This is a genomic window from Paeniglutamicibacter sp., from assembly GCF_046714615.1.
Taxonomy (GTDB): Bacteria; Actinomycetota; Actinomycetes; order Actinomycetales; family Micrococcaceae; genus Paeniglutamicibacter.
On the sequence record NZ_JBKKAP010000104.1, the window covers coordinates 41,381 to 65,648 of the forward strand.

21 protein-coding genes and 1 tRNA gene are annotated in these 24,268 nt (G+C 65.4%); 17 read left to right on the forward strand and 5 right to left on the reverse strand.

The features are described from left to right. Positions 1–196: 196 nt before the first annotated feature. Positions 197–829 carry a TIGR03085 family metal-binding protein gene (locus tag ACLQ7E_RS12715; RefSeq protein ID WP_411732936.1) on the reverse strand — a complete coding sequence of 211 codons (633 nt, stop codon included), beginning with the start codon at positions 827–829 and terminating at the stop codon, positions 197–199. A gap of 791 nt (positions 830–1,620) precedes the next feature. Here ACLQ7E_RS12715 and hisI point away from each other — a divergent pair. The 11 genes from hisI to pyk all read left to right on the forward strand — a co-directional run bounded on the left by hisI (position 1,621) and on the right by pyk (position 16,825). After that, entirely contained in the window at positions 1,621–2,022 is a 402-nt protein-coding gene (hisI, locus tag ACLQ7E_RS12720) for a phosphoribosyl-AMP cyclohydrolase (protein WP_411732937.1), read from the forward strand. Between the two features lie 43 nt (positions 2,023–2,065). Continuing rightward, the gene (locus ACLQ7E_RS12725) at positions 2,066–3,625 is read left to right on the forward strand and encodes an anthranilate synthase component I (RefSeq protein ID WP_411732938.1); all 1,560 of its coding nucleotides are present in this window, start codon (positions 2,066–2,068) and stop codon (positions 3,623–3,625) included. Continuing rightward, the gene (locus tag ACLQ7E_RS12730) at positions 3,622–4,215 is read left to right on the forward strand and encodes a Trp biosynthesis-associated membrane protein (RefSeq protein WP_411732939.1); all 594 of its coding nucleotides are present in this window, start codon (positions 3,622–3,624) and stop codon (positions 4,213–4,215) included. Before ACLQ7E_RS12725 ends, ACLQ7E_RS12730 begins: the two co-directional genes overlap by 4 nt. A 115-nt stretch (positions 4,216–4,330) precedes the next feature. Beyond that, entirely contained in the window at positions 4,331–4,582 is a 252-nt protein-coding gene (locus ACLQ7E_RS12735; protein ID WP_411732940.1) for an HGxxPAAW family protein, read from the forward strand. A gap of 2 nt (positions 4,583–4,584) precedes the next feature. Continuing rightward, the gene (gene trpC / locus ACLQ7E_RS12740) at positions 4,585–5,415 is read left to right on the forward strand and encodes an indole-3-glycerol phosphate synthase TrpC (RefSeq protein ID WP_411732941.1); all 831 of its coding nucleotides are present in this window, start codon (positions 4,585–4,587) and stop codon (positions 5,413–5,415) included. 57 nt (positions 5,416–5,472) lie between these two features. Then, a complete protein-coding gene (trpB, locus tag ACLQ7E_RS12745; protein WP_411732976.1) occupies positions 5,473–6,756 on the forward strand; it encodes a tryptophan synthase subunit beta in 1,284 nt (427 codons plus the stop codon). Further along, complete coding sequence (gene trpA, locus ACLQ7E_RS12750) at positions 6,714–7,547, forward strand: tryptophan synthase subunit alpha (protein WP_411732942.1); 834 nt, start codon at positions 6,714–6,716, stop codon at positions 7,545–7,547. Before trpB ends, trpA begins: the two co-directional genes overlap by 43 nt. Further along, positions 7,544–8,542 (forward strand): prolipoprotein diacylglyceryl transferase, encoded by a 999-nt coding sequence (gene lgt / locus ACLQ7E_RS12755; protein WP_411732943.1) that lies wholly within the window; start codon positions 7,544–7,546, stop codon positions 8,540–8,542. Before trpA ends, lgt begins: the two co-directional genes overlap by 4 nt. Before the next feature lie 644 nt (positions 8,543–9,186). Next, complete coding sequence (gltB, locus tag ACLQ7E_RS12760) at positions 9,187–13,791, forward strand: glutamate synthase large subunit (RefSeq protein WP_411732944.1); 4,605 nt, start codon at positions 9,187–9,189, stop codon at positions 13,789–13,791. Then, entirely contained in the window at positions 13,784–15,241 is a 1,458-nt protein-coding gene (locus ACLQ7E_RS12765) for a glutamate synthase subunit beta (protein ID WP_411732945.1), read from the forward strand. The genes gltB and ACLQ7E_RS12765 overlap by 8 nt, the downstream gene beginning before the upstream one ends. Positions 15,242–15,307: 66 nt before the next feature. Next, positions 15,308–16,825 (forward strand): pyruvate kinase, encoded by a 1,518-nt coding sequence (gene pyk, locus ACLQ7E_RS12770; RefSeq protein WP_411732947.1) that lies wholly within the window; start codon positions 15,308–15,310, stop codon positions 16,823–16,825. Positions 16,826–17,568: 743 nt separating this feature from the next. Here the strand turns inward: pyk and ACLQ7E_RS12775 are convergent. Continuing rightward, positions 17,569–17,649 (reverse strand) — tRNA-Leu (locus ACLQ7E_RS12775). Between the two features lie 157 nt (positions 17,650–17,806). Here ACLQ7E_RS12775 and ACLQ7E_RS12780 point away from each other — a divergent pair. The 3 genes from ACLQ7E_RS12780 to ACLQ7E_RS12790 all read left to right on the forward strand — a co-directional run bounded on the left by ACLQ7E_RS12780 (position 17,807) and on the right by ACLQ7E_RS12790 (position 20,012). After that, positions 17,807–18,427, forward strand: coding sequence for an ANTAR domain-containing response regulator (locus ACLQ7E_RS12780; RefSeq protein WP_411732948.1), 621 nt, complete (start codon positions 17,807–17,809; stop codon positions 18,425–18,427). A 156-nt stretch (positions 18,428–18,583) separates the two neighbouring features. Beyond that, complete coding sequence (locus ACLQ7E_RS12785) at positions 18,584–19,534, forward strand: aldose 1-epimerase family protein (RefSeq protein WP_411732949.1); 951 nt, start codon at positions 18,584–18,586, stop codon at positions 19,532–19,534. A gap of 49 nt (positions 19,535–19,583) precedes the next feature. Beyond that, positions 19,584–20,012 (forward strand): VOC family protein, encoded by a 429-nt coding sequence (locus ACLQ7E_RS12790; RefSeq protein WP_411732950.1) that lies wholly within the window; start codon positions 19,584–19,586, stop codon positions 20,010–20,012. A gap of 18 nt (positions 20,013–20,030) precedes the next feature. Here ACLQ7E_RS12790 and ACLQ7E_RS12795 read toward each other — a convergent pair whose 3' ends face one another. Beyond that, a complete protein-coding gene (locus tag ACLQ7E_RS12795; protein ID WP_411732951.1) occupies positions 20,031–20,651 on the reverse strand; it encodes an L-threonylcarbamoyladenylate synthase in 621 nt (206 codons plus the stop codon). A 348-nt stretch (positions 20,652–20,999) separates the two neighbouring features. Between ACLQ7E_RS12795 and ACLQ7E_RS12800 the strand changes: the two genes are divergently transcribed. The 3 genes from ACLQ7E_RS12800 to ACLQ7E_RS12810 all read left to right on the forward strand — a co-directional run bounded on the left by ACLQ7E_RS12800 (position 21,000) and on the right by ACLQ7E_RS12810 (position 23,159). After that, a complete protein-coding gene (locus ACLQ7E_RS12800) occupies positions 21,000–22,205 on the forward strand; it encodes an anion permease (protein ID WP_411732952.1) in 1,206 nt (401 codons plus the stop codon). After that, positions 22,205–22,444 carry a hypothetical protein gene (locus ACLQ7E_RS12805; RefSeq protein ID WP_411732953.1) on the forward strand — a complete coding sequence of 80 codons (240 nt, stop codon included), beginning with the start codon at positions 22,205–22,207 and terminating at the stop codon, positions 22,442–22,444. Before ACLQ7E_RS12800 ends, ACLQ7E_RS12805 begins: the two co-directional genes overlap by 1 nt. A gap of 151 nt (positions 22,445–22,595) precedes the next feature. Then, positions 22,596–23,159, forward strand: coding sequence for a dihydrofolate reductase family protein (locus ACLQ7E_RS12810; protein WP_411732954.1), 564 nt, complete (start codon positions 22,596–22,598; stop codon positions 23,157–23,159). A gap of 5 nt (positions 23,160–23,164) precedes the next feature. Here ACLQ7E_RS12810 and ACLQ7E_RS12815 read toward each other — a convergent pair whose 3' ends face one another. Together ACLQ7E_RS12815 and ACLQ7E_RS12820 are read right to left on the reverse strand one after the other, a co-directional pair. After that, positions 23,165–23,713, reverse strand: coding sequence for an adenylate kinase (locus ACLQ7E_RS12815; RefSeq protein WP_411732955.1), 549 nt, complete (start codon positions 23,711–23,713; stop codon positions 23,165–23,167). Between the two features lie 3 nt (positions 23,714–23,716). Beyond that, complete coding sequence (locus ACLQ7E_RS12820) at positions 23,717–24,235, reverse strand: hotdog fold thioesterase (protein WP_411732956.1); 519 nt, start codon at positions 24,233–24,235, stop codon at positions 23,717–23,719. Between the last annotated feature and the right edge of the window lie 33 nt (positions 24,236–24,268).

The window sequence follows — 24,268 nt, forward strand, 5'->3', positions numbered from 1 at the left end:
ACCAGGAATCGCGCAGCAATGCCCATGGCGAGAGCATCGAGAGTGCGGCCAATGTCATGGAAGTTTGGCGCCGGAAAAGCCGTGGTTTATGCACCCGTCAAGAAACCGCGCCGTCTGTATGATTTCGCCGGGTGGGAATGCGTGCGTGGCGGCGGGAGGCTATCTGGAGGTCTGGCCCGGCTGCCCGAAGAGGGGGCTAGAGCGAGACCGAGAGCAGTGCGATGGCCTCGTCGGCGCCCTCGAACGTCACCAGGGCCTCCTCGCGGCGTCCGGAGGCGTGCAGCAGCAGCTCGCCCGGGTGCCCGGTGATGGCCACCGAGGAGCTGGATTTGCGGGTCACGTGGCGCTGCCCGTCGGGGCGGACCAGGATGATGCCGACATCCGCGCCGCGGTAGTAGTGACCGGCGTGGCGCAACAGGTCCTCCCACAGGAGATCCTCGTACTTGGCGTCAAGCGCACGCGGGACCCAGCGGTCGGACGCGCGGCGTACGTCCTCGGTGTGGATGAAGAACTCGGAGAGGTTCGCCGAGCGGTCAACGTGCGCGTTGGACAGGGGCGAAAATCTCGGGGCGCCGCGCAGGAACTCGTTGACGAGGCCCGCGTAGGCGTTGCGGTCCTTGGCCAGCTCCGCACGCCGGTCCAGTTCGGCTTCCATGCGGTGCGTCAGCGGCTTGATGACCAGGCCGGCGGCAAGCAGCGACTGCTCCCGCAGGACCAGGTGCGCGGCCAGGTGGCGGGTCTGCCATCCGGCGCACAATGTGGGGGCCGTCGGCCCTGCAGCCAGCAGGACTTCGGCCAATACTTCACGCGAGGCTGGTACGAAATGCATCACCTCGAAACTAACACGTTCGGGGGCACTTGGAGCTTCTATTTCGCTCAGCGCCCAAGCCGCGTCAGAACCAACCGGCACGAATGGACCGTGTGGCTCGGCGTTGGTGTCACGCGCCACTTTCTCAACGTCGTGACGCCAATGGGATAAGACCGCATTCAGGCTATCCGGAGTGCCGAGCAATCGCTGCCTGGCTGCCCAATCTGCCAACGCGCAGACGCGGCGACATGACCGCAGATGCTGCACGGCCGTTCTCGGTCGGCCTGGCAAGATCGCAGACACCTTGGCCTAACCGTGCACGGAACGCTCGCACCTGACCATGTCGACCTCGCTTGTGTCCGCCATGGGCCATGTCTGGATCCGTGTGCACGCCGATGACGGCAGCCGGCGCCGTGGCTGTCCAGGCTGCAGCCACGGCGCCGGAAATAGCCGAAAAGATGGGCAACCCCCGCCAACGCTGCACCTGCTGTGCCCGGGACCCTCCACCGGATGCAGGTGGGTTCCGCCGCAGCAAGCCACACCTCCATCCCGAGTGATGGGCGCTGGTGGCCACGGGGCGATTGGCTAGTCAGGTTCGCTGCCGGATTCCTCCGCGGACGGCTTGCACGGGCCGCCGCCCAGGGTTCCGCCGCACCGAGCCCGGCCACCTGGGGGTTGTCAGGCCGGGCAAACAGGATGTTGGGGCGGACGATCCGGGGCGGCGCTGCGGAAATGGACGAAATCGTCGGCGGGGCCCGGCGCCAACGTGTTTCGGGACCGGTTTTGCCGCCCGTGGCACTAGACTGGTGTGGATGTCACAGAACCCTGCCTACACCGAACCCGCCTCCGTCGACGGGAAGCTATCCGCCCAGATTTCCGCCGCCCTGAAGAAGGACGAGGCCGGACTGGTCGCTGCCATCATCCAGCAGCACGGCAGCGGCGAGGTCTTGATGCTCGGGTGGATGGACGATGAGGCGCTGCGCCGCACCCTGACCACCGGGCGGGTGACCTTCTGGTCCCGCTCCCGCAAGGAATACTGGCGCAAGGGCGACACCTCCGGGCACTCCCAGCTGGTCCGCTCCGTGGCCCTTGACTGCGACGGCGACGCCCTGCTGGTGATCGTCGACCAGATCGGCGCCGCCTGCCACACCGGGACCCACACCTGCTTCGACGGGCGCGAACTGCCCACCGTCGTGGGCCGCCGCGTTTCCTGATTTTCCCCGCTCCATCCGAACACGCAAGGACCATTCTTCGCTCATGCAAGCTCTCGGCGCACTGACACCCACCCGCGAGCAATTCCGCGCCCTCGCCGCGGATCGCCGCGTCATTCCCGTGACCATGAGGGTGCTCGCCGATGCGCTGACACCCATTTCCATCTACCGCCGGCTCGCTGGCGGGCGTCCCGGCACCTTCCTGATGGAATCGGCCGCGGCCGGGGGAGTGTGGTCCCGCTACTCCTTCATCGGCGTGAACTCGCCCGCAACGCTGACCACCCTTGACGGCAAGGCCCACTGGCAGGGCACCCCGCCGGCGGGCATGCCCACCGAGGGCAACCCGGTCGAGGTCCTGCGCGACACGGTCCGAGCCCTGCGCACCGAACCCCTGCACGGGCTGCCGCCGCTGACCAGCGGCATGGTCGGCTTCATCGGCTGGGAGGCGGTGCGCCACTGGGAGAAGCTGCCCAACCCGCCGGCCGACGACCTGCACCTGCCGGAACTGGCCATGAACCTGGTCGGCGACATGGCCGTGCACGACAACACCGACGGCACGCTGACGCTCATCGCCAACGCCATCAACTTCAACGGCACCACCGAGGGCGTCGACGGCGCCTACGACCACGCGGTTCAGCGCCTGGGCGAGATGCTTGACGCACTCGGCGAGGCAGCGGAAAACCCCGTCTCGGTCCTTTCCGGCACCGACGTCCCGGCCGACGAGCTCATGAACGCCGTCACCCATTCCTGGGACGAGGACTCCTACCGCCGGGCGGTGCTGCGCGGCAAGGAGGCCATCGTCGACGGCGAGGTCTTCCAGGTCGTGATCTCCCGCCGCTTCGAGCTCGAGTCCCACGCGGACCCGCTGGATGTGTACCGGATCCTGCGCGGCACCAACCCCAGCCCCTACATGTACCTCTTCACGCTGCAGGACGCGCACGGCAAGGCGTACTCCATCGTCGGTTCCTCGCCCGAGGCACTGGTCACCGTCAACGACGACCACGTGGTCACCCACCCGATCGCCGGCTCGCGCCCGCGCGGGACCAACTACGAGGATGACCAGCAGCACGAGAAGAACCTGCTGAACGACGAGAAGGAACGCGCCGAGCACCTGATGCTGGTGGACCTCTCGCGCAACGACCTCTCCAAGGTCTGTTTGCCGGGCTCCGTCGAGGTCACCCAGTTCATGGAGGTCGAGCGCTTCAGCCACATCATGCACCTGGTCTCCAACGTGGTTGGAAAGCTGAAGCCGGGCCACGATGGTTACGACGTGCTCGCCGCGACGTTCCCGGCCGGTACGCTCTCCGGCGCGCCCAAGCCGCGCGCCCTGTCGCTGCTCGATGAACTCGAGCCCTACCGCCGCGGCATCTACGGCGGCGTGGTGGGTTACCTGGACTTCACCGGGGACATGGACATGGCCATCGCCATCCGCTCCGCGCTCATCAAGGGCAACCGGGCCTACGTGCAGGCCGGCGGCGGCATCGTCGCCGACTCCGACCTCGACGCAGAGGCCCTGGAAACCATCAACAAGTCGGCCGCACCCCTGCGGGCCGTCTGGGCCGCCGGGACCATGGCGCCGGCACAAGTGGACGGCAAGCAGTTTTGAGCGAGCAACAAAAGCCGCGCTGGGGATCCAAGCGCAACGTCATGCTCGTGGGCCTGGCCGGCGCGGTCCTGGCGCTGGCCACCAGCACCCGGACCTGGATCAACGTCCAGCCGGAGGTCGGCTCCGTGAAGATCCCGCTCATCGAAGTGGCGGGCTCCGATGCCGCCGCCGCCGTGGCGGCCCTGGCCGTGGTGGCGCTGGCGGGCTCGCTTGCCGCGATGATCGCCGGGAAGGCCGCCCGCTGGATCATCGCCGCGATCCTGCTGCTGGTCGGCGGCGGAATCGTCGCCGCGGCAGTGTCCGTGCTCATCGACCCGGTGCTCGCGGCCGCGACGAAGGTCGGGGAGGCCACCGGACTGAACACCTCCGGCGGCGACTACGACGTGACGTTCTGGCCCTGGGCCGCGGCGCTGGCGGGGGCGGTGCTCGTGGCCAACGCGGTGCTGCTGGCCGTCGCCGGGCGCCACTGGGCGGGGTCCCGCAAGTACGCCCGCGACGCCGCGGGACTTCCGGCCGCGGCGCAGGACGGCCAAATCGATGAGATCTCCGGCTGGGACTCGCTCTCCCGGGGGGACGATCCCACCGGGTAACGCGCACACGCGGCGCAACATGGCATGCCATCGCCGCAAAGAATGGCAGAATGGAAACAAAGATATTTATCGGGAATAATCCCGATTCGCACGAGGTGAGTAGGAGTATCCCACCATGGCTAACGCCAACCCCCAGATCGATCCAATGCACTCCGAGGAAATCGGACACGGCAACTCCAAGGCCGCATGGTCAATGGTCGGCATCATGATGGTCGGCTTCGTTGTCGGCTGCATCGCCTTTGCCGGACACAACGCCTTCGTCGTCTACGTGGGTTGCGCCATCGTGGTCCTTGGCCTGATCGTCGGCTGGATCATGAAGAAGGCCGGCTTCGGCGTCAACGGCTCCAGGTCTGGCGACTCGCACTAGCCGTGAGTGTACTTACAGATATCATCGCGGGCGTTCAGATTGATCTGGACGCCCGTCGGTCCATCATCGACCAGGCCCAAATCGAGGCGGCAGCAGCCGCCGCGGTTCCCGCCCTCGACGCCTACGCTGCCCTGGGCGGACACCTGGACGCTGCCCAACGCGATCACACCCTGCACGTGATCTCCGAGGTGAAACGAAAGTCCCCTTCCAAGGGAGCACTGGCCGACATCGGCGAACCGGCCGAGCTGGCCGGCGCCTACGAGGCCGGGGGAGCCTCGGTGATCTCGGTGCTGACCGAGGAGCGCCGCTTCGGCGGATCGCTGGCCGACTTCGACGCGGTGCGCGCCGCGGTGAAGATCCCGCTGCTGCGCAAGGACTTCACCGTCGATCCCTACCAGATCCACGAGGCCCGCGCCCACGGCGCCGACCTGGTGCTGCTGATCGTTGCGGCCCTGGACGACGCGCAGCTGCGCGAATTCCTCGACCTGACCCATGCCCTGGGCATGAACGCCTTGGTCGAAACGCACACCGAGGAGGAAATCGCCCGCGCGGTGGCGCTCGGTTCGCGGATCATCGGCGTGAACGTGCGCAACCTCAAGACCCTTGAAGTTGACCGCGGGAACTTCTCCCGGCTTGCGGCAGCCATCCCCTCCGGCGTCGTCATCGTGGCCGAATCCGGTGTGCGCGACGTCGCCGACGTCGAGCAATACGCAAGCCACGGCGCCGACGCGATCCTGGTGGGCGAGGCCCTGGTCAAGGACAACGACCCGCGCGCCGCGATCGAGCGCTTCATCGCCTCCGGAACCGCAGCCAAGCCGGCTCGCGCCAGCTGACCCCCCACACCCCTCGAAGAATTCCTTAGCAAGAAAAGGATGCGCCAGATGAACCCGATGACAGGTGACCCGGACATGGGCGAAAGCCAGTCCGAATCCTCCCCCTCCCACTCGTTGCGGCACGCCGCGGGCCCGTACTTCGGCGCATACGGCGGACGCTGGATGCCCGAATCGCTGATCGCGGCCATGGACGAGCTGAATGAAACCTTCGAAGCGGCCAAGGCCGACCCGGAATTCGTGGCGCAGGTCAAGGACCTGAACAAGAACTACACGGGCCGTCCCTCCATGCTCACCGAGGCCAAGCGCTTCTCCGAGGCCGCCGGCGGGGTGCGCGTCTTCCTCAAGCGCGAGGACCTTAACCACACCGGCAGCCACAAGATCAACAACGTGCTTGGCCAGGCGTTGCTGGCCAAGCGCATGGGCAAGACCCGCATCATTGCCGAAACCGGCGCCGGCCAGCACGGCGTCGCCTCGGCCACGGCCGCTGCCCTGATGGGTCTTGAATGCGTCGTCTACATGGGCGCGGAGGATACCCGCCGGCAGGCGCTGAACGTGGCGCGCATGCAGTTGCTCGGCGCCACCGTCATCCCGGTGACCGCAGGATCCCAGACGCTGAAGGACGCCATCAACGAGGCGCTGCGCGACTGGGTCGCCAACGTCGGGAACACCCACTACCTGCTGGGCACCGTCGCCGGCGGGCACCCGTTCCCCGCCATGGTGCGCTACTTCCACGAGGTCATCGGCGAGGAAGCCCGCGAGCAGATCCTTGCCCAGACCGGGCGTTTGCCGGACGCAGTGGCTGCCTGCATCGGCGGCGGCTCGAACGCCATCGGACTTTTCCACGGTTTCCTGGACGACCCCGCGGTGGAGCTTTACGGTTTCGAGGCCGGCGGCGACGGCGTTGACACCCCGCGCCATGCAGCTGCCATTACCCTGGGCCGCCCGGGAGTGCTGCACGGTGCCAAGAGCTACCTGATGCAGGACGACGACGGACAGACCATCGACTCCCACTCGATCTCCGCGGGCCTTGACTACCCGAGCGTTGGCCCGGAGCACGCCTACCTGGCCGATATTGGACGTGTGAAGTACGAGCCGATCACCGACGTCGAGGCCATGGACGCCTTCTCGCTGCTGTGCCGCACCGAGGGCATCATCCCGGCCATCGAGTCCGCCCACGCGTTGGCGGGCGTGCTGAAGATCGCGGCACGCAAGATAGCCGCCGGAGCCAAGCCGGAAGAAACCGTCATTATTGCCAACCTTTCGGGTCGCGGGGACAAGGACGTTGGAACCGCAGCCGAATGGTTCAACCTCATCGACATCGAAGCGAAGGACGCCAAGTGAGCCCCGTATCCAAGAGTGCCGCGGCGATCGCAGCGGCCCGGGCCGAAGGCCGCCCGGCCCTGATCTGCTACCTGCCCGCCGGCTTTCCGGACGTGCAGGGCACCATTGATGCAGCCGTGGCCATGGCCGAAAACGGCGCCGACATCATCGAGGTCGGCATCCCGTACTCGGACCCGGTCATGGACGGATCCGTCATCCAGGCCGCCACGGTCCAGGCGCTGGCCCAGGGCTTCAAGGTCGCCCAGGTCTTCGACATCATCAAGGGCATCACCGAGCGTTGCTCGGCCACGGTCATGATCATGACCTACTGGAACCCGGTGCTGCGCATGGGCGTCGACGAGTTCTCCCGCCGGCTGGCCGAGGCCGGCGGCGCCGGCCTGATCACCCCGGATTTGATTCCCGACGAGGCAGCCGAATGGATGGAAGCCTCGGACAAGTACGGGCTTGACCGGGTCTTCCTGGTTGCGCCGTCCTCCACCGAGGCCCGCATGAAGGCCACCGTCGCCGCAAGCCGCGGCTTCGTCTACTGTGTCTCGGTCATGGGCGTCACCGGAGCCCGCGACGAAGTCTCCGACGCCGCCGCAGCCGTGGTTTCCGCGGCCCACGCCGCCGGCGCCGAAAACGCCTGCGTTGGCCTGGGTGTTTCGCAGCGCAAGCACGTAACCGAGATCGGCGCCTACTCCGACGGCGTCATCGTGGGCACCGCACTGGTTGCCGCACTTCGCGACGGGGGAGTGGAAGCGGTTGCCAGGCTCACCGCCGAACTCAGCGGGCGGGCAGTGAACGCATGATGCAGCTGGCCGTGGCGGGAACCAACGTGCTCGCCTCGATTCCGAGCCCTCCGTCCGAGTTCTCGAAGTTCTCCCTCGGCCCGCTGACCATCCACGCCTACGCGATCTGCATCATGCTCGGCATCGTTGCTGCCATGTGGATCACCGCGCGGCGCTGGCGCGCCAAGGGCGGACCAGAGGACGTGGTCTGGGACATCTGCATCTGGGCCATCCCCTTCGGGATCGTCGGCGGACGCCTGTACCACGTGCTCGTCACGGATCCCGACTACTACTTCGGGCTCAACGGGCAGATGGCGCATTGGGCCGAGATCCCGCAGATCTGGGCCGGCGGCCTGGGCATCATGGGGGCCATCAGCCTCGGCACCGTCGGTGCACTGATTGCCTGCCGCCGCGCCGGGGTGCGGCTTTCGGCGTTCCTTGATGCAGCTGCCCCCGGGGTGCTGCTGGCACAGGCCTTCGGGCGCTGGGGCAACTGGTTCAACCAGGAGCTCTTCGGGGCGCCCACCACGTTGCCGTGGGGCCTGGAAATCGATCCGGACAGCTACAACTTCCCCCCGGGGCTCCCGGCCGGAACCCTGTTCCACCCCACGTTCCTTTACGAATCGCTGTGGAACGTGGCAGGGGTCTTGCTGCTCCTCGCCCTGGACCGAAAGTTCAAGCTGCGCCGCGGAGCCATGTTCTGGTCCTACCTCATCTGGTACGGCATTGGCCGGATCATCATGGAAACCATGCGCATCGACGCGGCCGACACCATCAACATCCTCGGCATCGGGCTGCGCGTGCACATGTGGCTGGCCATTGCCATGGTCATCATGGGCGCCGTCGGACTGCTGTTCGTGCTCCGCAGGCTCCGCCCGCAGCCGGATCCCGGCGTGTACCTGACCGGCCGCGAGCCCCAGGTGGAAGCCGCGGACGCGGCCACGCCCGCCGATCCGGATGACGGACGGGACACCGAAGGCACCGGCGATACCGGGCCCGAAGCCGGGAACAAGTAGTACCGCGGCACCCGCCGGATCCCGATCCGCTGTGCCGGGCCAAGGCCGGTCTTACCCTTTCTCCATGGAAGGGAAGGGCCGGCCTTCGCCGTCCGTGCCCTCGGGATGTCTGACGGCCCCACTGCGTCGGAAAGGCCTGCGCCGGGGTCCACCGCCCGCCCGTCACCGTTCCCTACGTGAGAGAACCGCCTGTCTCAGCGCGGACAATGGACATCTTGATCCTTGCACCTTGGCGGAGGAAGATGAAGGGGCTCATACTGTATTGCGACGAAACATTGCAGAAACTTAATAGACCCAAGTCAGCAATGGGTTAGTGAGGGGTGCGAAAACTGTTGGAAACATAAGTGCGTGCAAATCTGAAACATGCCGGTGTTACTCTTTTTTCACCGTGGCATGAGTGCCGCGTGCGGAGTACCCATGAACCGCAACCAAGGCTGCGCGGCGACCACAACGACGTGGAAGCGCCCAGTCCGCGCTCCGCCAACCAGGGGACCGCTCGGATACCGCCCACGCATCCAAGGTGTCACGCACCCCACCGCAGGCCCCCCGATTCGGGGTGCCGATTTGCGAGCCCATTGCCTTCCTCGGTCAACGTCGCCCGAAGATCAACACCCGTCGTCCACACACCGAGAAAGGGACCACTGATGAGCATGACCGGAGTCCAACTCAATGCCTCACCGCATCAAGGCGAGGAGGTTTCCTCGCCCTTCACCAGGTTTGCCGACGTCCCGGAAGCCCAAGGGCTCTATGACCCGGCAAACGAAAAAGACGCGTGCGGCCTGGCGGTCATTGCCACGCTGACGCAGAAGGCCAGCCACACCATCGTGGAGCAGGCCCTCGAGGCGCTGCGCCGCCTCGAACACCGCGGCGCCGTGGGCGCCGACGCAGGCACCGGCGACGGTGCAGGCATCCTGACGCAGATCCCCGACGCATTCTTCCGCGCCGTCACCGACATCGACCTGCCCGCCCCCGGCCGCTACGCCGCCGGCACCGCCTTCCTCCCGCAGAATCCCGCGCAGCGCGCCGCCGCCGTCACCGCCCTGGAAGATCTTGCCGCCGAAGAAGGCCTGGCCGTGCTCGGCTGGCGCGACGTTCCGGTGAACACCGAGACCATCGGCGCCACCGCGCTGGGCTCCATGCCGCATTTCTCCCAGCTCTTCCTGGGTGCCGCCCAGGAGCACGAGGCCGACCTTGACGCCCGGGTCTTCCGGATCCGCAAGCGCGCACAGAACAAGTTCGGCGTGTACTTCCCGTCGCTCTCCTCCGCCACCATGGTCTACAAGGGCATGCTCTCGACAGAGCAGCTCACCGAGTTCTACCCGGACCTGACCGACGAGCGCTTCGCCTCGCGCCTCGGCATCGTGCACTCGCGCTTCTCCACCAACACCTTCCCCTCGTGGCCGCTGGCCCAGCCGTTCAGTACCTTCGCCCACAACGGCGAGATCAACACGGTCAAGGGCAACCGCAACTGGATGCGCGCCCGCCAGTCGCAGCTCGCCTCGTCCCTGCTGGGCGAGGTCCCCGAGGAACTCTTCCCGATCTGCAGCCCCGGCGCCTCCGACTCGGCCTCCTTCGACGAAGTCGCCGAGCTGCTCATGCTCTCCGGTCGCCCGATCGCCCAGGCCATCATGATGATGATCCCGGAGGCCTGGGAAAACCACGCCGCCATGGACGCTGACCGCCGCGCCTTCTACGAGTACAACTCGATGCTCATGGAGCCCTGGGACGGGCCCGCCGCGGTGTCCTTCACCGACGGCAAGCAGGTAGGTGCCGTGCTCGACCGCAACGGCCTGCGCCCGGCACGCTACTGGGTCACCACCGACGGACTGGTCGTCCTGGCTTCCGAGGTCGGCGTCATCGACCTCGATCCCGCACTCATCGCCTCCAAGGGCCGTGTCGCCCCCGGCAAGATGTTCCTGGTGGACACCGAGGCCGGGCGCATCATCTCCGACGAGGAAATCAAGTCGCAGGTTGCCGCCTCGGCGCCGTGGGCCCAGTGGGTCAGCGAAAACAAGATCAGCCTGAGCGACCTGCCCGACCTGGAGCACGTCAAGCACAACTCCGCGTCCGTGCAGATCCGCCAGCGCACCTTCGGCTACACCACCGAGGAGCTGCGGATCCTGTTGGCCCCGATGGCCTCCGCGGGCGCCGAGCCGCTCGGCGCCATGGGATCCGACACCCCGGTTGCCGTGCTCTCGGACCGCTCCCGGCTGCTCTTCGACTACTTCACGCAGTCCTTCGCCCAGGTCACCAATCCGCCGCTGGATTCCATCCGCGAGGAACTGGTCACTTCCCTGGGCATTAGCATCGGCCCGGACGGGAACCTCCTGGCCACCGGCAAGGTCGACGCCCAGCAGGTGTCCCTGGACTACCCGGTGATCACCAACGACGACCTGGCCAAGATCGCCAACATCCGCGACGAGAACGGCGCCAAGGTGGCGCTGCGCGTCCGCGGCCTCTACCGCCCCGAGGGCGGCGAGTCCGAGCTGCGCGCCCGCCTGCAGGAAATCTGCGAGAAGGTCTCCGCCGCCACCAACCGCGGCGTGAAGTTCATCGTGCTCTCCGACAGGGACTCCAACGCCCAGTGGGCGCCGATCCCGTCGCTGCTGCTCACCTCCGCGGTGCACCACCACCTGCTCAAGAGCGCCAACCGCACCAAGACCTCCCTGGTCATCGAGGCCGGGGACGTGCGCGAGGTGCACCACATTGCCGTGCTCGTGGGCTACGGCGCCTCGGCCATCAACCCGTACCTGGCCCTGGAATCGGTCGAGGACATGGCACTGCGGGGCGAACTCGGCTCCGTGACCCCGGCCAAGGCACAGACCAACCTGATCAAGGCGCTGGGCAAGGGTCTGCTGAAGATCATGTCGAAGATGGGCATCTCCACCGTCGCCTCATACTGTGGCGCCCAGACCTTCGAGGCGCTGGGCCTGTCCCAGCGCGTGGTCGACCAGTACTTCACCGGCACCTCCTCGCAGCTCGGCGGCGTCGGCCTTGACATCATCGCGACCGAAACCGCGATGCGCCATGCCGGCGCCTACCCCGCCGACCTGAACCCGGACGCGCACCGCGTCCTGGAGACCGGCGGCGAGTACCAGTGGCGCCGCGAGGGCCCGCCGCACCTCTTCAACCCCGAAACGGTCTTCCGGCTGCAGCATGCAACCCGCGAACGCCGCTATGACATCTTCAAGAAGTACACCCAGGGTGTGGATGACCAGGCCAAGGGCCTGATGACGTTGCGCGGGCTGATTGACTTCAAGACCGGCGAACGCGCACCCATCGACATCGACTCGGTGGAACCGGTTAGCGAAATCGTCAAGCGGTTCGCCACCGGCGCGATGAGCTACGGCTCGATCTCCGCCGAGGCCCACGAGACCCTGGCCATTGCGATGAACCGCCTCGGCGGCAAGTCCAACACCGGCGAGGGTGGCGAGGACGTCGACAGGCTGCTTGACCCCGAGCGCCGCTCGGCGGTCAAGCAGATCGCCTCGGGCCGCTTCGGCGTCACCAGCATGTACCTCACGCATGCAGATGACATCCAGATCAAGATGGCCCAGGGTGCCAAGCCCGGCGAGGGCGGCGAGCTGATTGCCCTGAAGGTCTACCCGTGGGTGGCCCGCACGCGCCACTCGACCCCCGGCGTCGGCTTGATTTCCCCGCCGCCGCACCACGACATCTACTCGATCGAGGACCTGGCCCAGCTGATCCACGACGCGAAGTGCTCCAACCCGAGTGCCCGCGTCCACGTGAAGCTGGTCTCCGAGGTCGGCATCGGCACCGTCGCGGCCGGCGTCACCAAGGCCAAGGCCGACGTGGTGCTGGTTTCCGGCCACGACGGCGGCACCGGCGCGTCCCCGCTGAACTCGCTGAAGCATGCGGGCGTTCCGTGGGAGCTCGGCCTGGCCGAGACCCAGCAGACGCTGATGCTCAACGGGCTGCGCGAACGCGTCACCGTCCAGGTCGACGGCCAGCTGAAGACCGGCCGCGACGTGGTCATCGCCGCGCTGCTGGGCGCCGAGGAATTCGGCTTCGCCACCGCACCGTTGGTGGTTGCCGGCTGCATCATGATGCGCGTCTGCCACCTGGACACCTGCCCGGTGGGCGTGGCCACGCAGAACCCGGAGTTGCGCCAGCGCTTCAACGGCCAGGCCGACCACGTGGTGAACTTCTTCGAGTTCCTCGCCCAGGAGGTCCGCGAGCTGCTGGCGGAACTCGGTTTCGCCACCCTCGAGGAGGCCATCGGCCAGGCCGAGCTGCTCGACACCCGTGCTGCGGTTGGCCACTGGAAGACCCAGGGCCTGCACCTGGAAAAGATCTTCAACACCGCGGGCTCCAAGCCCGGGGCCGCACGTTCGCGCACCGTCTCCCAGGACCACGGCCTTGGCACCCACTTCGACGTGGCGCTCATCGAGGCCTCGGCCCCTGCCCTGGAACGCCGCGAGAAGGTCGTCCTTGACCTCCCAATCAAGAACACCGACCGCTCGGTGGGAACCATGCTCGGCCACCACGTCACCCGCACCTTCGGGACCGAGGAGCTGGAACCGGGCACCATCGAGGTGACGCTGCGCGGGCATGCCGGCCAGTCCCTGGGCGCCTTCCTGCCCGCCGGGGTGGCACTGCACCTGATCGGCGACTCCAACGACTACGTCGGCAAGGGCCTTTCCGGCGGACGGGTCACCGTGAAGGCGGATCCGCGCAGCGGATTCAACCCCGCCGAGCAGGTCATTGCCGGAAACGTCATCGGCTACGGCGCCACCAGCGGCGAGCTGTTCATCGGCGGCATGGTGGGCGAACGCTTCTGCGTACGCAATTCCGGTGCCACCGCGGTGGTCGAGGGCATCGGCGACCACGGCTGCGAATACATGACCGGGGGAACGGCGCTGATCCTGGGCGCCACCGGGCGCAACTTCGCCGCCGGCATGTCCGGTGGCGTGGCCTACGTCCTGGACCTTGATGTCGCGGCGCTGAACCCGCTGGCCGTGGACAACGAGGACCTGCTCCTGAGCGGTCCCGACGAAGCGGATTGCACGCTCATCAAGGACCTGCTCGCACAGCACGTGGCATACACCGGCTCGGCCCTTGCGGCCAGCCTGCTGGCCGACTGGCCGGTGGCCGCGGCCCGCATCACCAAGGTGCTGCCGCGCGACTACGCAGCCGTTTCACAGGCACGCAACGATGCCGCCAATGAAGGATTCGACCCGGATTCAGCAACTGTCTGGAACCGGATTCTGGAGGTGACCCGTGGCTAATCCACGTGGATTCTTAGAGGTACGCGACCGTGTAACCCCGCCCAAGCGCCCCGTCTCGGTGCGCATCATGGACTACAAGGAGGTCACCGAGCGGCAAAATGCCGACGTGCTGACCAAGCAGGCCGGACGGTGCATGGATTGCGGCATCGCGTTCTGCCACAACGGCTGCCCGCTGGGCAACCTCATCCCGGAGTGGAACTCCCTGGTCCACCAGGGCCGGATGGCCGATGCGGGCGAGCGCCTGCATGCAACCAACAACTTCCCGGAATTCACCGGGCGGCTGTGCCCGGCCCCCTGCGAGTCCTCCTGCGTGCTGGGAATCAACCAGCCGGCCGTAACAATCAAGCAGGTCGAGGTCGAAATCGCCGACACCCTGGTTGCCTCCGGCGGACTAGAGCCGGTGCTGGCCGTGCGCCACACCGACATGCGCATTGCCGTGGTCGGTTCCGGCCCCGCCGGGCTGGCAGCCGCCCAGCAGCTGACCCGCGCCGGGCACACCGTCGCGGTGTACGAACGCGATACGAAGATCGGGGGACTGCTGCGCTACGGCATCCCCGACTTCAAGATGGACAAGGTTGTCCTTGACACCCGGCTGGCCCAGATGGAGGCCGAGGGAACGGTTTTCCGCCCCGGCGTTTCCGTGGGCACCGACATCGAGTTCGAGCAGCTGAATCGGACCTACGACGCGGTCATCGTGGCCACCGGCGCCACCGTTCCGCGGGACCTTCCGGTCCCGGGGCGCGAGCTTTCCGGCGTCCACTTCGCCATGGAATACCTCGTTGATTCCAATGAGGTGGTTGCGGGTGAACGCGATGCCGTGCGCATCGACGCCAAGGGCAAGCACGTCATCATCCTCGGCGGCGGCGACACCGGGGCTGACTGCCTGGGCACCGCGATCCGCCAGGGTGCTGCCAGCGTGACGACCCTTGCCATCGGGGCCCAGCCCTCGATCGAGCGCCCGGGGCACCAGCCCTGGCCCATGTCACCGACCCTCTTTGAGGTCCAGTCGGCGCACGAGGAAGGCGGTGAACGGTCCTACCTGGCCGCCACGGTCAACTTCACGGGAGAGCAGGGAAGCGTGATGGGTGTTACAGTGGCAGAGACCGAATTTATTGACGGTCAGCGCCTTCCGAAGCCAGGCACCGAGCGGGTCATACCCGCCGACCTCGTCTTCCTGGCACTCGGGTTCACCGGACCCGAGACTGCCGGTCTCATGGAACAGGCCAACACCGAGTTTGATGACCGGGGCAGCGTCGCCCGTGATGGTTACTACATGACCAACACCCCCGGGGTGTTTGTGGCCGGCGACGCCGGACGCGGACAATCCCTGATTGTGTGGGCCATAGCCGAGGGACGCTCCTGTGCCGCGGCCGTGGACAAGTACCTGATGGGCGAAACCCGCCTTCCGGCCCCCGTTGCACCAACGGACAGGGCTATCAGCATGTTGTGAGACGGATGCACCTCCTATGCGGTGTTTTCCCGACCTGAGAAATGGAAAGGCAGATTGGCTAACCGTATGAGACGCGCAAAGATTGTGGCCACTTGGGGCCCGGCGATCGGAACCTACGACAAGACGTTGGCAGTGCTCAAGGCGGGTGTCGACGTCGCCCGCTTGAACATGAGCCACGGTGACCACTCGATGCACGCCGAGAACCTGGGCAATGTTCGGGCAGCGGCCCAGGAACTCGGGCGGCCGGTCGGCATCTTTGCCGACCTGCAGGGTCCCAAGATCCGCCTTGGCCGGTTCGTGGATGACGCCAAGCACATGCTCCACGTCGGTGACACGTTCACCATCGTGATTGCCGATGAGCTGGGAGATGCAACCTTCTGCTCCACGACGTTCAAGGGCCTGCCCAAGGACGTCAACGTGGGCGACGTCCTGTTGATCAACGACGGCAAGGTGGCACTGCGCGCCACCGCCGTCGATGACGAGAAGGTCGTCACCGAGGTCATCGTGGGCGGGGAGGTGTCCAACAACAAGGGCATCAACCTCCCCGGCGTAGCCGTCAACGTTCCCGCGTTGAGCGAAAAGGACGAGGACGACCTGCGCTGGGCCATTCGTGCCGGTGTCGACATGGTCGCGCTGTCCTTCGTGCGCAACGCCTCGGACATCCAGCGCGTGCACGAGATCATGGACGAGGAGGGCCGCCGCCTTCCGGTGATCGCGAAGATCGAGAAGCCGCAGGCGGTCGACGCCATCGAGGAAATCATCGACGCCTTTGACGCGATCATGGTCGCCCGTGGCGACCTGGGCGTGGAGCTTCCCCTCGAGGAGGTCCCGCTGGTGCAGAAGCGTGCCATTGAATTGGCCCGCCGCTGGGCCAAGCCGGTCATTGTGGCCACCCAGGTGCTCGAATCCATGATCGAGTCCCCGACGCCTACCCGCGCCGAGGCCTCCGACTGCGCCAACGCCGTCCTCGACGGTGCCGACGCGGTCATGCTTTCGGGAGAAACCTCGGTGGGCGAATACCCCATCGAGACCGTCGAGACCATGGCACGGATCATTTCCTCCACGGAAACGCACGGGCTGGACCGTATCCCGCGCCTGGGCTCGAAGCCCAAGACCCGTGGCGGCGCCATCACCCGCGCTGCGGTGGAGATCGCCGACCAGCTGGATGCCAAGTACATCGTGGCGTTCACCCAGTCCGGCGACTCGGCCCGACGCCTGTCCCGGTTGCGCCCCAAGCGCCCGGTGTTGGCCTTCACACCACTGCCGCAGACCTACAACATCATGACCCTGATGTGGGGCATCCAGCCACGCCTGGTGGAATATGCTGACCACACGGACAAGATGACGGCCCAGGTCGACCGCGCCCTGCTGCAGGAAGGCCTGGCCGAGATCAACGACATCGTCTGCATCGCCGCCGGTTCACCTCCAGGCCAAGCAGGTTCGACCAACTCGCTGCGTATCCACAAGGTCGGCGACCTTGCCGACGCAGGCCAGCTCGGTGACGGCAAGCCGATGCCGGCCCGCGAGAAGGTCGGCCCGTGGGACTCGGAAAACGTCGTAGGTTCCGAAGCCCTCTCCATCTAGGCAACGCCGCGCATTAGGCCGGATTTTCGTCGTGGTTCCCATTGGGGATCGCGACGAAAATCCGGCTTTTGTGTTTTGTGCCTGGCTCAGTCCAGCACGGCGGCGGCCGCCTCGAGCTCCGCGGGCTGGTGGTCGTACCCGGGCACAGTGGTGCCCATCGAGGTCCTTTTGCTCTGTGGAGGCAACCAGCACACGTGTGGAGACGACATCTGTCGGGCTTGGGCCGGCCGCTTTCAATGCAGAGTTCATGTTCTGCATGAATGTGGCCGCCTGGGCCGCGTAGTCACCGATTCCGGCGGTGTCTCCAGCCTCATTGAGCGGGCAGGAGCCGGGATCGTATCGACGAAACTGCGCTGGGCGTCGCGCGCTTATGGGTGTGGGGCGCATGGGGCGTGACCGGTCCAGGCCCAGGGACAGCGTTTGTCGCCGTCACGGCTCGTTCAAGGAAGTGCCAATAGGTATCTGGGTTTCTTGGCCGTGGCAGCCACCGTGATACTCACCCAAGGGATACTTGCCAGAGCGGTCATGGGGGGGTCCTTGGGCACGCTACCGAGGCTCTCGCGCTGGGGGACTTGGTGACACAGGATTTCGCATCTCGCGCCGGAAGGAAAAATGGAAATGAGGAAAAACATTTTCCAAAACTCCGATCAGGAATCCCGCCAGGGCTGAAGATCGGGCGAGAGGTAGCCGGGCAAAGAAAAAGGCCCCGATCGCCTGTGAAACAGGGGATCGGGGCCGAATTGTGCCCGAGGTGGGACTCGAACCCACACACCTTTCGATACTGCATTTTGAGTGCAGCGCGTCTACCATTCCGCCACTCGGGCGGGCACAAATCGAAGCAGCGAGAATAAGCGTAACCGATAATTGCTTTGTGCTGAAATCCTCGCGTCCTTGCGGTTATCCACTGTACATGCAGATAGGCTTAACGACGAAACCGAGTACTGATGATGCCCCCGGTCACGCCGGGATTGAAGGAGCACGATGAGCGACCTGCCCGAAGTAACCCGAATTGCGGCCGAACCCAACACCGGTGCACCGCGCCGCGTCATTGTCGCCGAGGACGAGACCCTGATCCGCTTGGACATTGTCGAGATCCTGCGCGGCGAGGGTTACGACGTGGTTGCCGAGGCAGACAACGGCGAAAAGGCCATCGAACTGGCCCGGGAACACAAGCCGGACCTGGTGCTGATGGACGTCAAGATGCCGGTCATGGACGGCATCACCGCCGCCGAGACCATCGTCAAGGAACGCATTGCCCCGGTGGTGCTGTTGACCGCCTTCAGCCAGAAGGAATTGGTGGAACGCGCCCGCGAGGCCGGAGCCATGGCCTATGTCGTGAAGCCCTTTACCCCGGCGGACCTGGTCCCTGCCATCGAGATCGCGATTTCCCGCTACGAGGAAATCCGAGCCCTCGAAAAGGAAGTCGGCGACCTTACCGAGCAGTTCGCGACCCGCAAGCTGGTCGAACGCGCCAAGAGCCTGCTGACCGAGAAGATGGGACTGACCGAACCCGAGGCGTTCCGTTGGATCCAGAAGACCTCGATGGACCGCCGCTTGTCCATGCGCGAAGTCGCCGAGACCGTCATCGACCAGGTCAAATAGCCAAGCGCCAAACATGCGCCAGCGGGGTCGGGGAACCACGAACGTGGTTTCCCGACCCCGTTTTCGTTCCTTGCCCTCGGATGCCAGAAGAGCGAGGGATGGATAAGCTTCTTTCCAGAAGCAAAGCCAGACAGCCGGCACGAGGAAAGGCCCATCTTGTCAAACCCCGGTTCCCCGATGGGTGAGCGATTCGAACTCTCCGGCACCATCAACGGCCACAGGCAACACGCAGTGGTGAACGAGGTCGGAGCGTCGCTGCGCAGACTGGTTGTCGATGGGGTGGAACTGGTCCAGGACTACCCACAGGAGATCGCGGCGCCGTCCGGCGCCGGTGTGGTATTAGTGCCATGGCCCAACCGCGTGGCAGGTGGAGCCTGGAGATACGAAGGCGCGGAAGAACACCTGGCGATCACGGAGCCCGCCCGCGGAAATGCCATCCACGGTCTTCTGCGACACAGCAGCTATCGGCAGGTCCGGCGCACCGAATCCAGCGTGGTGTTGGCCGCGGACATTTCCCCCGCGCCGGGATACCCCTTCGGGCTTGCCACGTCCGTGCACTACGAATTGGTGGCGGATGGCCTGCAAGTCACCCACAGGCTGGAAAACGTTGGGGACCGGACGGCACCGGTCGCCGTGGGGGCCCATCCTTACCTGCGGCTGGGCGATACTCCGGCGGCCGAACTGACACTGGTTGTCAACGCCGGACGGCACTTGGAAGTCGACGGATCGATGATCCCCACCGGCGAGCAGGACCTGGTGACCGGGACCCGGTTTGACTACCGCCAGGGCCAGGTACTGAATGAGATTGCCTTGGACGATACATGGACCGACCTGCAACGCAAACCCGACGGCAGCACGCGACATTATCTGCAGGCTCCCAACGGGAACCGCGTGGAATTGCACATGGACTCCAGCTACGGATTCATCCAGGTGTTCACCGCCCCCGCATTCCCGGGTCCCGGGGGACCTGTGCGCGCCGTGGCCCTGGAGCCGATGACAGCGCCGGCGAATGCCTTCAACAACGGGATGGCCCTGCACTGGCTGGCGCCGGGCGAGACATGGGAAACCTCGTGGGGGATCAGGCACAGCACCTCGGCCGACCGATGAATAATGGATTCAAGACGCTTCACCCCGCGTGGAAGGAAACATAAGCCCGATGAAAACCCAAGGTGTTGTCCTGAGCCTGGCCGTGGCGGACGCCGAGCGCTCCCTGGTCTTTTACCGCGACGTGGTGGGCATTGAAAGCGCCAGGCTTGCCATGGGCATGGTCTGTCTGGAAATGCCGGGGATGTCGATCTTCCTGGCGGAGGCAGAGGCGTTCACCAAGTACTCGCGCGAAGCCAAGCGCACACCGTTGCTACCCGTGCCGGCCACCGATGCATTCCTCAGTTGCGCCATCGCCACCGTGGCCGAGGTCGACGAAATACTTGCCGTCGTAACCGGTTCGACGGGGAAGGGCTTTGTTCCCCATGAGATCGAGCACGTCAGCGGCCGGCAACAGTACGTCGGCACCTTCGCGGATCCCGACGGCCACCTCTGGCAATTGGTTTGCAATCTCACCGATGCCCGAGGTGAAGCCGTTTGAGGGCGACTTTCCCCTTCGCTATTCGAACCGTGAGGGATCGCCCAGGCCCACGCGGGCAATGACTGCCTCGCCGCTGGAGTAATCGATGACGGTGGTCGGCTCGATACCGCATTCCCCGGAATCAATGACGCCCTCGACCACATGGTCCAGGGCCTCCTTGATTTCCCATCCCTGGGTCATCGGATCCTCTTCGCCCGGAAGCAACAGGGTGCTGGAGAGAATGGGCTCGCCGAGTTCTTCCAGCAAGGCGCGGACCACCGGGTTGTCGGGGATGCGCACGCCAATCGTCTTCTTCTTGGCATGCATCAGGCGCCGCGGCACCTCCTTGGTTGCCGGCAGGATGAAGGTGTAGCTGCCCGGAGTTACCGCCTTGATGTTGCGGAACACCTGGTTGTTGACCTCCACGTACTGGCCCAACTGGGCAAAGTCCTTGCAGACTAGCGTGAAGTGGTGCTTGTCGCCGACCTGGCGGATGGTCCGGATCCTGTCCAAGGCGTCGTGGTTGCCGATCTGGGCTCCCAACGCGTAGCAGGAATCGGTGGGGTACGCGATCAGCCCGCCATTGCGTAACAGGTCTACGGCCTGTGCAATTGCACGTGGCTGCGGGTTTTCTGGGTGAACGTCAAAGAATCTTGCCATTGAACGAGCTTACGGCTCCGCGCCGATTAGCGCACCCGAATCACCGGAATAATCACCTTTGCTCGCTGCGATTTCCGGGTTGGACACGATGGCGTCGCCCTCGCCCGACCGGGACAGATTGCGGGTGAAGTCGCTCACGTTGGGGCGCAGCAGTCCCCGCGCCGTGCCTAACCACGGGCGATGGAGGTGCGCTGAGCCACGCACGGAAAATTGACTAGTTCGGAGCAGGCCATATGATGAATCTGCGACTTAGGTGAACGGAACCCCAACATTGGGTAAACAATGCGGGAATTCGGAGTAACCCAGCGCGACTCGGCCCTCGCCCGTAATCCCACGATTGGTTTATACATGGATCTGACGCTTATCGTCGTCCTGGTCATTGCACTTGCCCTGTTCTTTGATTTCACCAATGGCTTCCATGACACCGCGAACGCGATGGCCACGCCCATCGCAACAGGTGCCATCAAGCCGAAGACCGCGGTCGCGCTGGCCGCGGTCCTGAACCTTGTTGGTGCTTTCCTTTCAACAGAAGTCGCTAAGACCATTTCCGGCGGCATCATCAAGGAGGGTGGGGAAACCGGCGTGCAAATCATGCCGGCCATGATCTTCGCCGGACTGATGGGCGCCGTCGTCTGGAACATGGTGACCTGGCTGTTGGGCCTCCCATCCAGCTCCTCGCACGCACTCTTCGGCGGATTGATCGGTGCCGCGATCGTCGGTGCCGGGTTCGGAGCCATCGACTACAACGTGCTGATGTCCAAGGTGCTGCTCCCGGCACTGGTGGCCCCCGTCATCGCGGGAACCTCGGCGTATCTGTGTACCAAGCTGGCCTACTCGGTAACCAAGCGTCAGTCCGGCCTCGCTTCCCCGAAGCGCGGCGGATTCCGGTACGGACAGATCTTCTCTTCATCGCTCGTGGCACTGGCCCACGGCACCAACGACGCACAGAAGACCATGGGTGTCATCACCCTGACCCTGGTCGCCTCGGGCCTGCAGGATGCAGGCACCGGCCCGCACTTCTGGGTCATCGCCACCTGTGCCCTGGCCATCGCGCTGGGCACCTACATGGGCGGCTGGCGCATCATTCGCACCATGGGTTCGGGCCTGACCGACGTCAAGCCCGCCCAGGGCTTCGCCGCTGAGACGTCCACCGCCGCGGCCATCCTGACTTCCTCGCACCTGGGCTTCGCCCTGTCGACCACGCAGGTTGCCTCCGGATCCGTGATTGGTTCCGGACTGGGCCGGAAGGGAGCGGAAGTCCGTTGGGGAACCGCGGGCCGCATTGCCCTGGGTTGGCTCTTCACGCTTCCGGCCGCCGGGATCATTGGCGCCGCAGCCGCCGCACTTGCCCATTTCGGCACCGGCGGACTAGTGATCGTGACAGTTCTGGGAGTTGGCTCCCTGCTGGTGATCTGGGTGCTCTCGCGCCGTGAAATGGTGGGCCACAACAACGCGATCAGCGATGTTGATGTCTCCGGCGCAGCAGTGAGCATCCCCAACAAGAAGCAGCGCCGCAAGATGGAGCGCGCCAAGATCAAGCAGGAGGTCAAGTAATGGCAATTCAGTGGGATGCATTCCTGATCGTCGCCGTCATCACCTGGGTCTCTGCGCTTTTCATTGTCGGCGCATACTCGTTTGGCGTGCGCATGCTTGCCGTTGGCGAGGACGCCAAACGCTCGGCCATGCCAGCCAGGCTCGCGGCCTACGGTTGCTTTGCGATGTGCGGCTTGGTCGTCATCTTTGGCATCGTTCTCATAGTGCCGTCACTTAGCGAAAAGATCCTCGGCGCCTGAGCACTATCACCACCCCCGCGATTTCGCCCGCCCGGATCCATCGATCCGGGCGGGCGAAAGGCATTTAAGCCCGCTGGCGCGGACCACCGGCGGAGGAATCCCCGTGCCCAATACCTCCGGCGGTGGCCAGCACGTGGATAGGATGGGCACCATGACGCAATTTAGGTACTTCGTGGCAGCCTCGGCAGATGGCTACATTGCCGATGAAAACGAGCGACTCGACTGGCTCATGGCCTTTGACGGCTTTGCCGGGCAGACCGAAAGCTACGATGCATTCATGGAGGAAGTCGGTGCGATCGCCATGGGGGCGGACACCTATTCCTGGATGCTCAAGGAGATTGGCCAGGAGTGGCCCTACCAGGGGCTTCCGGTCTGGGTCTTCACGCACCGGGAACTTGCCGCGTTCCCTGGGGCGGACCTGACCTTCGTCCGCGGGGATGTGACCGAATGGGCGGGCGATGTTGCACGCAGCGCCAAGGGCAAGGACGTCTGGGTTGTCGGCGGGGGCTCGCTTGCCGGCCAATTCGTTGACGAGGGATTGCTCGACGAGTTGCTTCTGTACTCCATGCCGGTCCTTTTGGGTGGCGGGCGCCCGCTTTTTGCCATGCGCGGCACCGCCAGGCTTGCCCCGACGTTCACTCGTGAATATCCCGGCGGGATTCGTGAGACCCGGTACGACGTCATCAAGGCCCCGGGCCAGACCCGCGTCTACTGATTGCCTTACGTGCGCCGGCTCGCCTCAAGGGATGCCAGCCAAGCTCGGGTGTCCTTCGGGCTTTCCAACCGGATGACCCTGTCGGGGCCCAGTCGGGCCTCGAGTTCACGCATCTGTCGGCGCTTGGCCGGGAAGCTCTTGAAGTGCCAGCGCAGGATCGAATCGCTGCCGAGGGCTCTTTGCCAGGTTTCAACATTGTCGTTGCACATCGGTTCCCTGCGCACAATCCGCCACACGGTGCGGCCCAACAAACGCCCCAGCGAGACCATCCGGGGGTAATCCAGGCAAATAACCAGCTCGGCACGTTGGATCAGTTCATGCCGGTAGTGCCTGTACGCCGAGTCAAAGACCCACCTATCCGCCACTGCTGCGGCCAAGGCCAGTCGTTTTTGTTCGCCGACATCGCGTTCCACCCACCCCGGGAGCCAACCGAATTCCTCATCCACGTAGTGCACCGGAAGATCCAGGATGCCCGCGATGTCCCTTGCAAGGGTGGACTTGCCGCTGCCCGTCACCCCCAGGCACAGGATCCGTTGCGGAAGTTCGCCGGCCATGTTTCAGCTTTCAAGCAGCATGTTGGTGATGCGGGACGTGCACAGACGCCGACCCGCATCGTCGCTGATGACGATCTCATGCGTGGTCAGGGTGCGGCCCAGGTGGATCGGGATGCAGACGCCGGTCACCAGCCCGGCAACCCCTGCCCGGTGGTGCGTCGCGGAGATGTCCACGCCCACCGGCTTCTTCGCACCCTTCCCGTGGACCGCGGCGGCAAAGGACCCCAGGGTTTCGGCCAGGGCCACCGATGCGCCTCCGTGAAGGATGCCTGCCACCTGTTGGTTGCCCTCGACCGGCATCGTGGCCACCACACGGTCGCGGGTGATCTCCGAAAAGTGGATCCCCAACTTCTCTACAAGTGTCCCCACGCCGTGGCTTGCCAGCATCGGCCACATCGCCTCCGGGACCCCGTGATCGGCGAGCTGCCGGGCAAAGGGATTGTCCGGGTTCGCCCCGTTGGAAGCAAAGGTGCCAGATGTCTCGATGGCCGTTGCGTTGTCTTCAGTGAAATTATTGCCCATGCCAACTAGGCTGGCAGGTGTGAGCGAATCAAC

Bases quoted from the DNA above. Each gene is read 5' to 3' on its own strand.
- ACLQ7E_RS12795 (WP_411732951.1), bottom strand. From the start codon at position 20,651: ATGGCAAGATTCTTTGACGTTCACCCAGAAAACCCGCAGCCACGTGCA.
- hisI (WP_411732937.1), top strand. From the start codon at position 1,621: ATGTCACAGAACCCTGCCTACACCGAACCCGCCTCCGTCGACGGGAAG.
- ACLQ7E_RS12735 (WP_411732940.1), top strand. From the start codon at position 4,331: ATGGCTAACGCCAACCCCCAGATCGATCCAATGCACTCCGAGGAAATC.
- ACLQ7E_RS12810 (WP_411732954.1), top strand. From the start codon at position 22,596: ATGACGCAATTTAGGTACTTCGTGGCAGCCTCGGCAGATGGCTACATT.
- ACLQ7E_RS12800 (WP_411732952.1), top strand. From the start codon at position 21,000: ATGGATCTGACGCTTATCGTCGTCCTGGTCATTGCACTTGCCCTGTTC.
- gltB (WP_411732944.1), top strand. From the start codon at position 9,187: ATGAGCATGACCGGAGTCCAACTCAATGCCTCACCGCATCAAGGCGAG.
- trpA (WP_411732942.1), top strand. From the start codon at position 6,714: ATGGTTCAACCTCATCGACATCGAAGCGAAGGACGCCAAGTGAGCCCC.
- ACLQ7E_RS12715 (WP_411732936.1), bottom strand. From the start codon at position 829: ATGCATTTCGTACCAGCCTCGCGTGAAGTATTGGCCGAAGTCCTGCTG.
- ACLQ7E_RS12790 (WP_411732950.1), top strand. From the start codon at position 19,584: ATGAAAACCCAAGGTGTTGTCCTGAGCCTGGCCGTGGCGGACGCCGAG.
- ACLQ7E_RS12725 (WP_411732938.1), top strand. From the start codon at position 2,066: ATGCAAGCTCTCGGCGCACTGACACCCACCCGCGAGCAATTCCGCGCC.
- trpB (WP_411732976.1), top strand. From the start codon at position 5,473: ATGACAGGTGACCCGGACATGGGCGAAAGCCAGTCCGAATCCTCCCCC.
- pyk (WP_411732947.1), top strand. From the start codon at position 15,308: ATGAGACGCGCAAAGATTGTGGCCACTTGGGGCCCGGCGATCGGAACC.
- ACLQ7E_RS12820 (WP_411732956.1), bottom strand. From the start codon at position 24,235: ATGGGCAATAATTTCACTGAAGACAACGCAACGGCCATCGAGACATCT.
- lgt (WP_411732943.1), top strand. From the start codon at position 7,544: ATGATGCAGCTGGCCGTGGCGGGAACCAACGTGCTCGCCTCGATTCCG.
- ACLQ7E_RS12780 (WP_411732948.1), top strand. From the start codon at position 17,807: ATGAGCGACCTGCCCGAAGTAACCCGAATTGCGGCCGAACCCAACACC.
- ACLQ7E_RS12815 (WP_411732955.1), bottom strand. From the start codon at position 23,713: ATGGCCGGCGAACTTCCGCAACGGATCCTGTGCCTGGGGGTGACGGGC.
- ACLQ7E_RS12805 (WP_411732953.1), top strand. From the start codon at position 22,205: ATGGCAATTCAGTGGGATGCATTCCTGATCGTCGCCGTCATCACCTGG.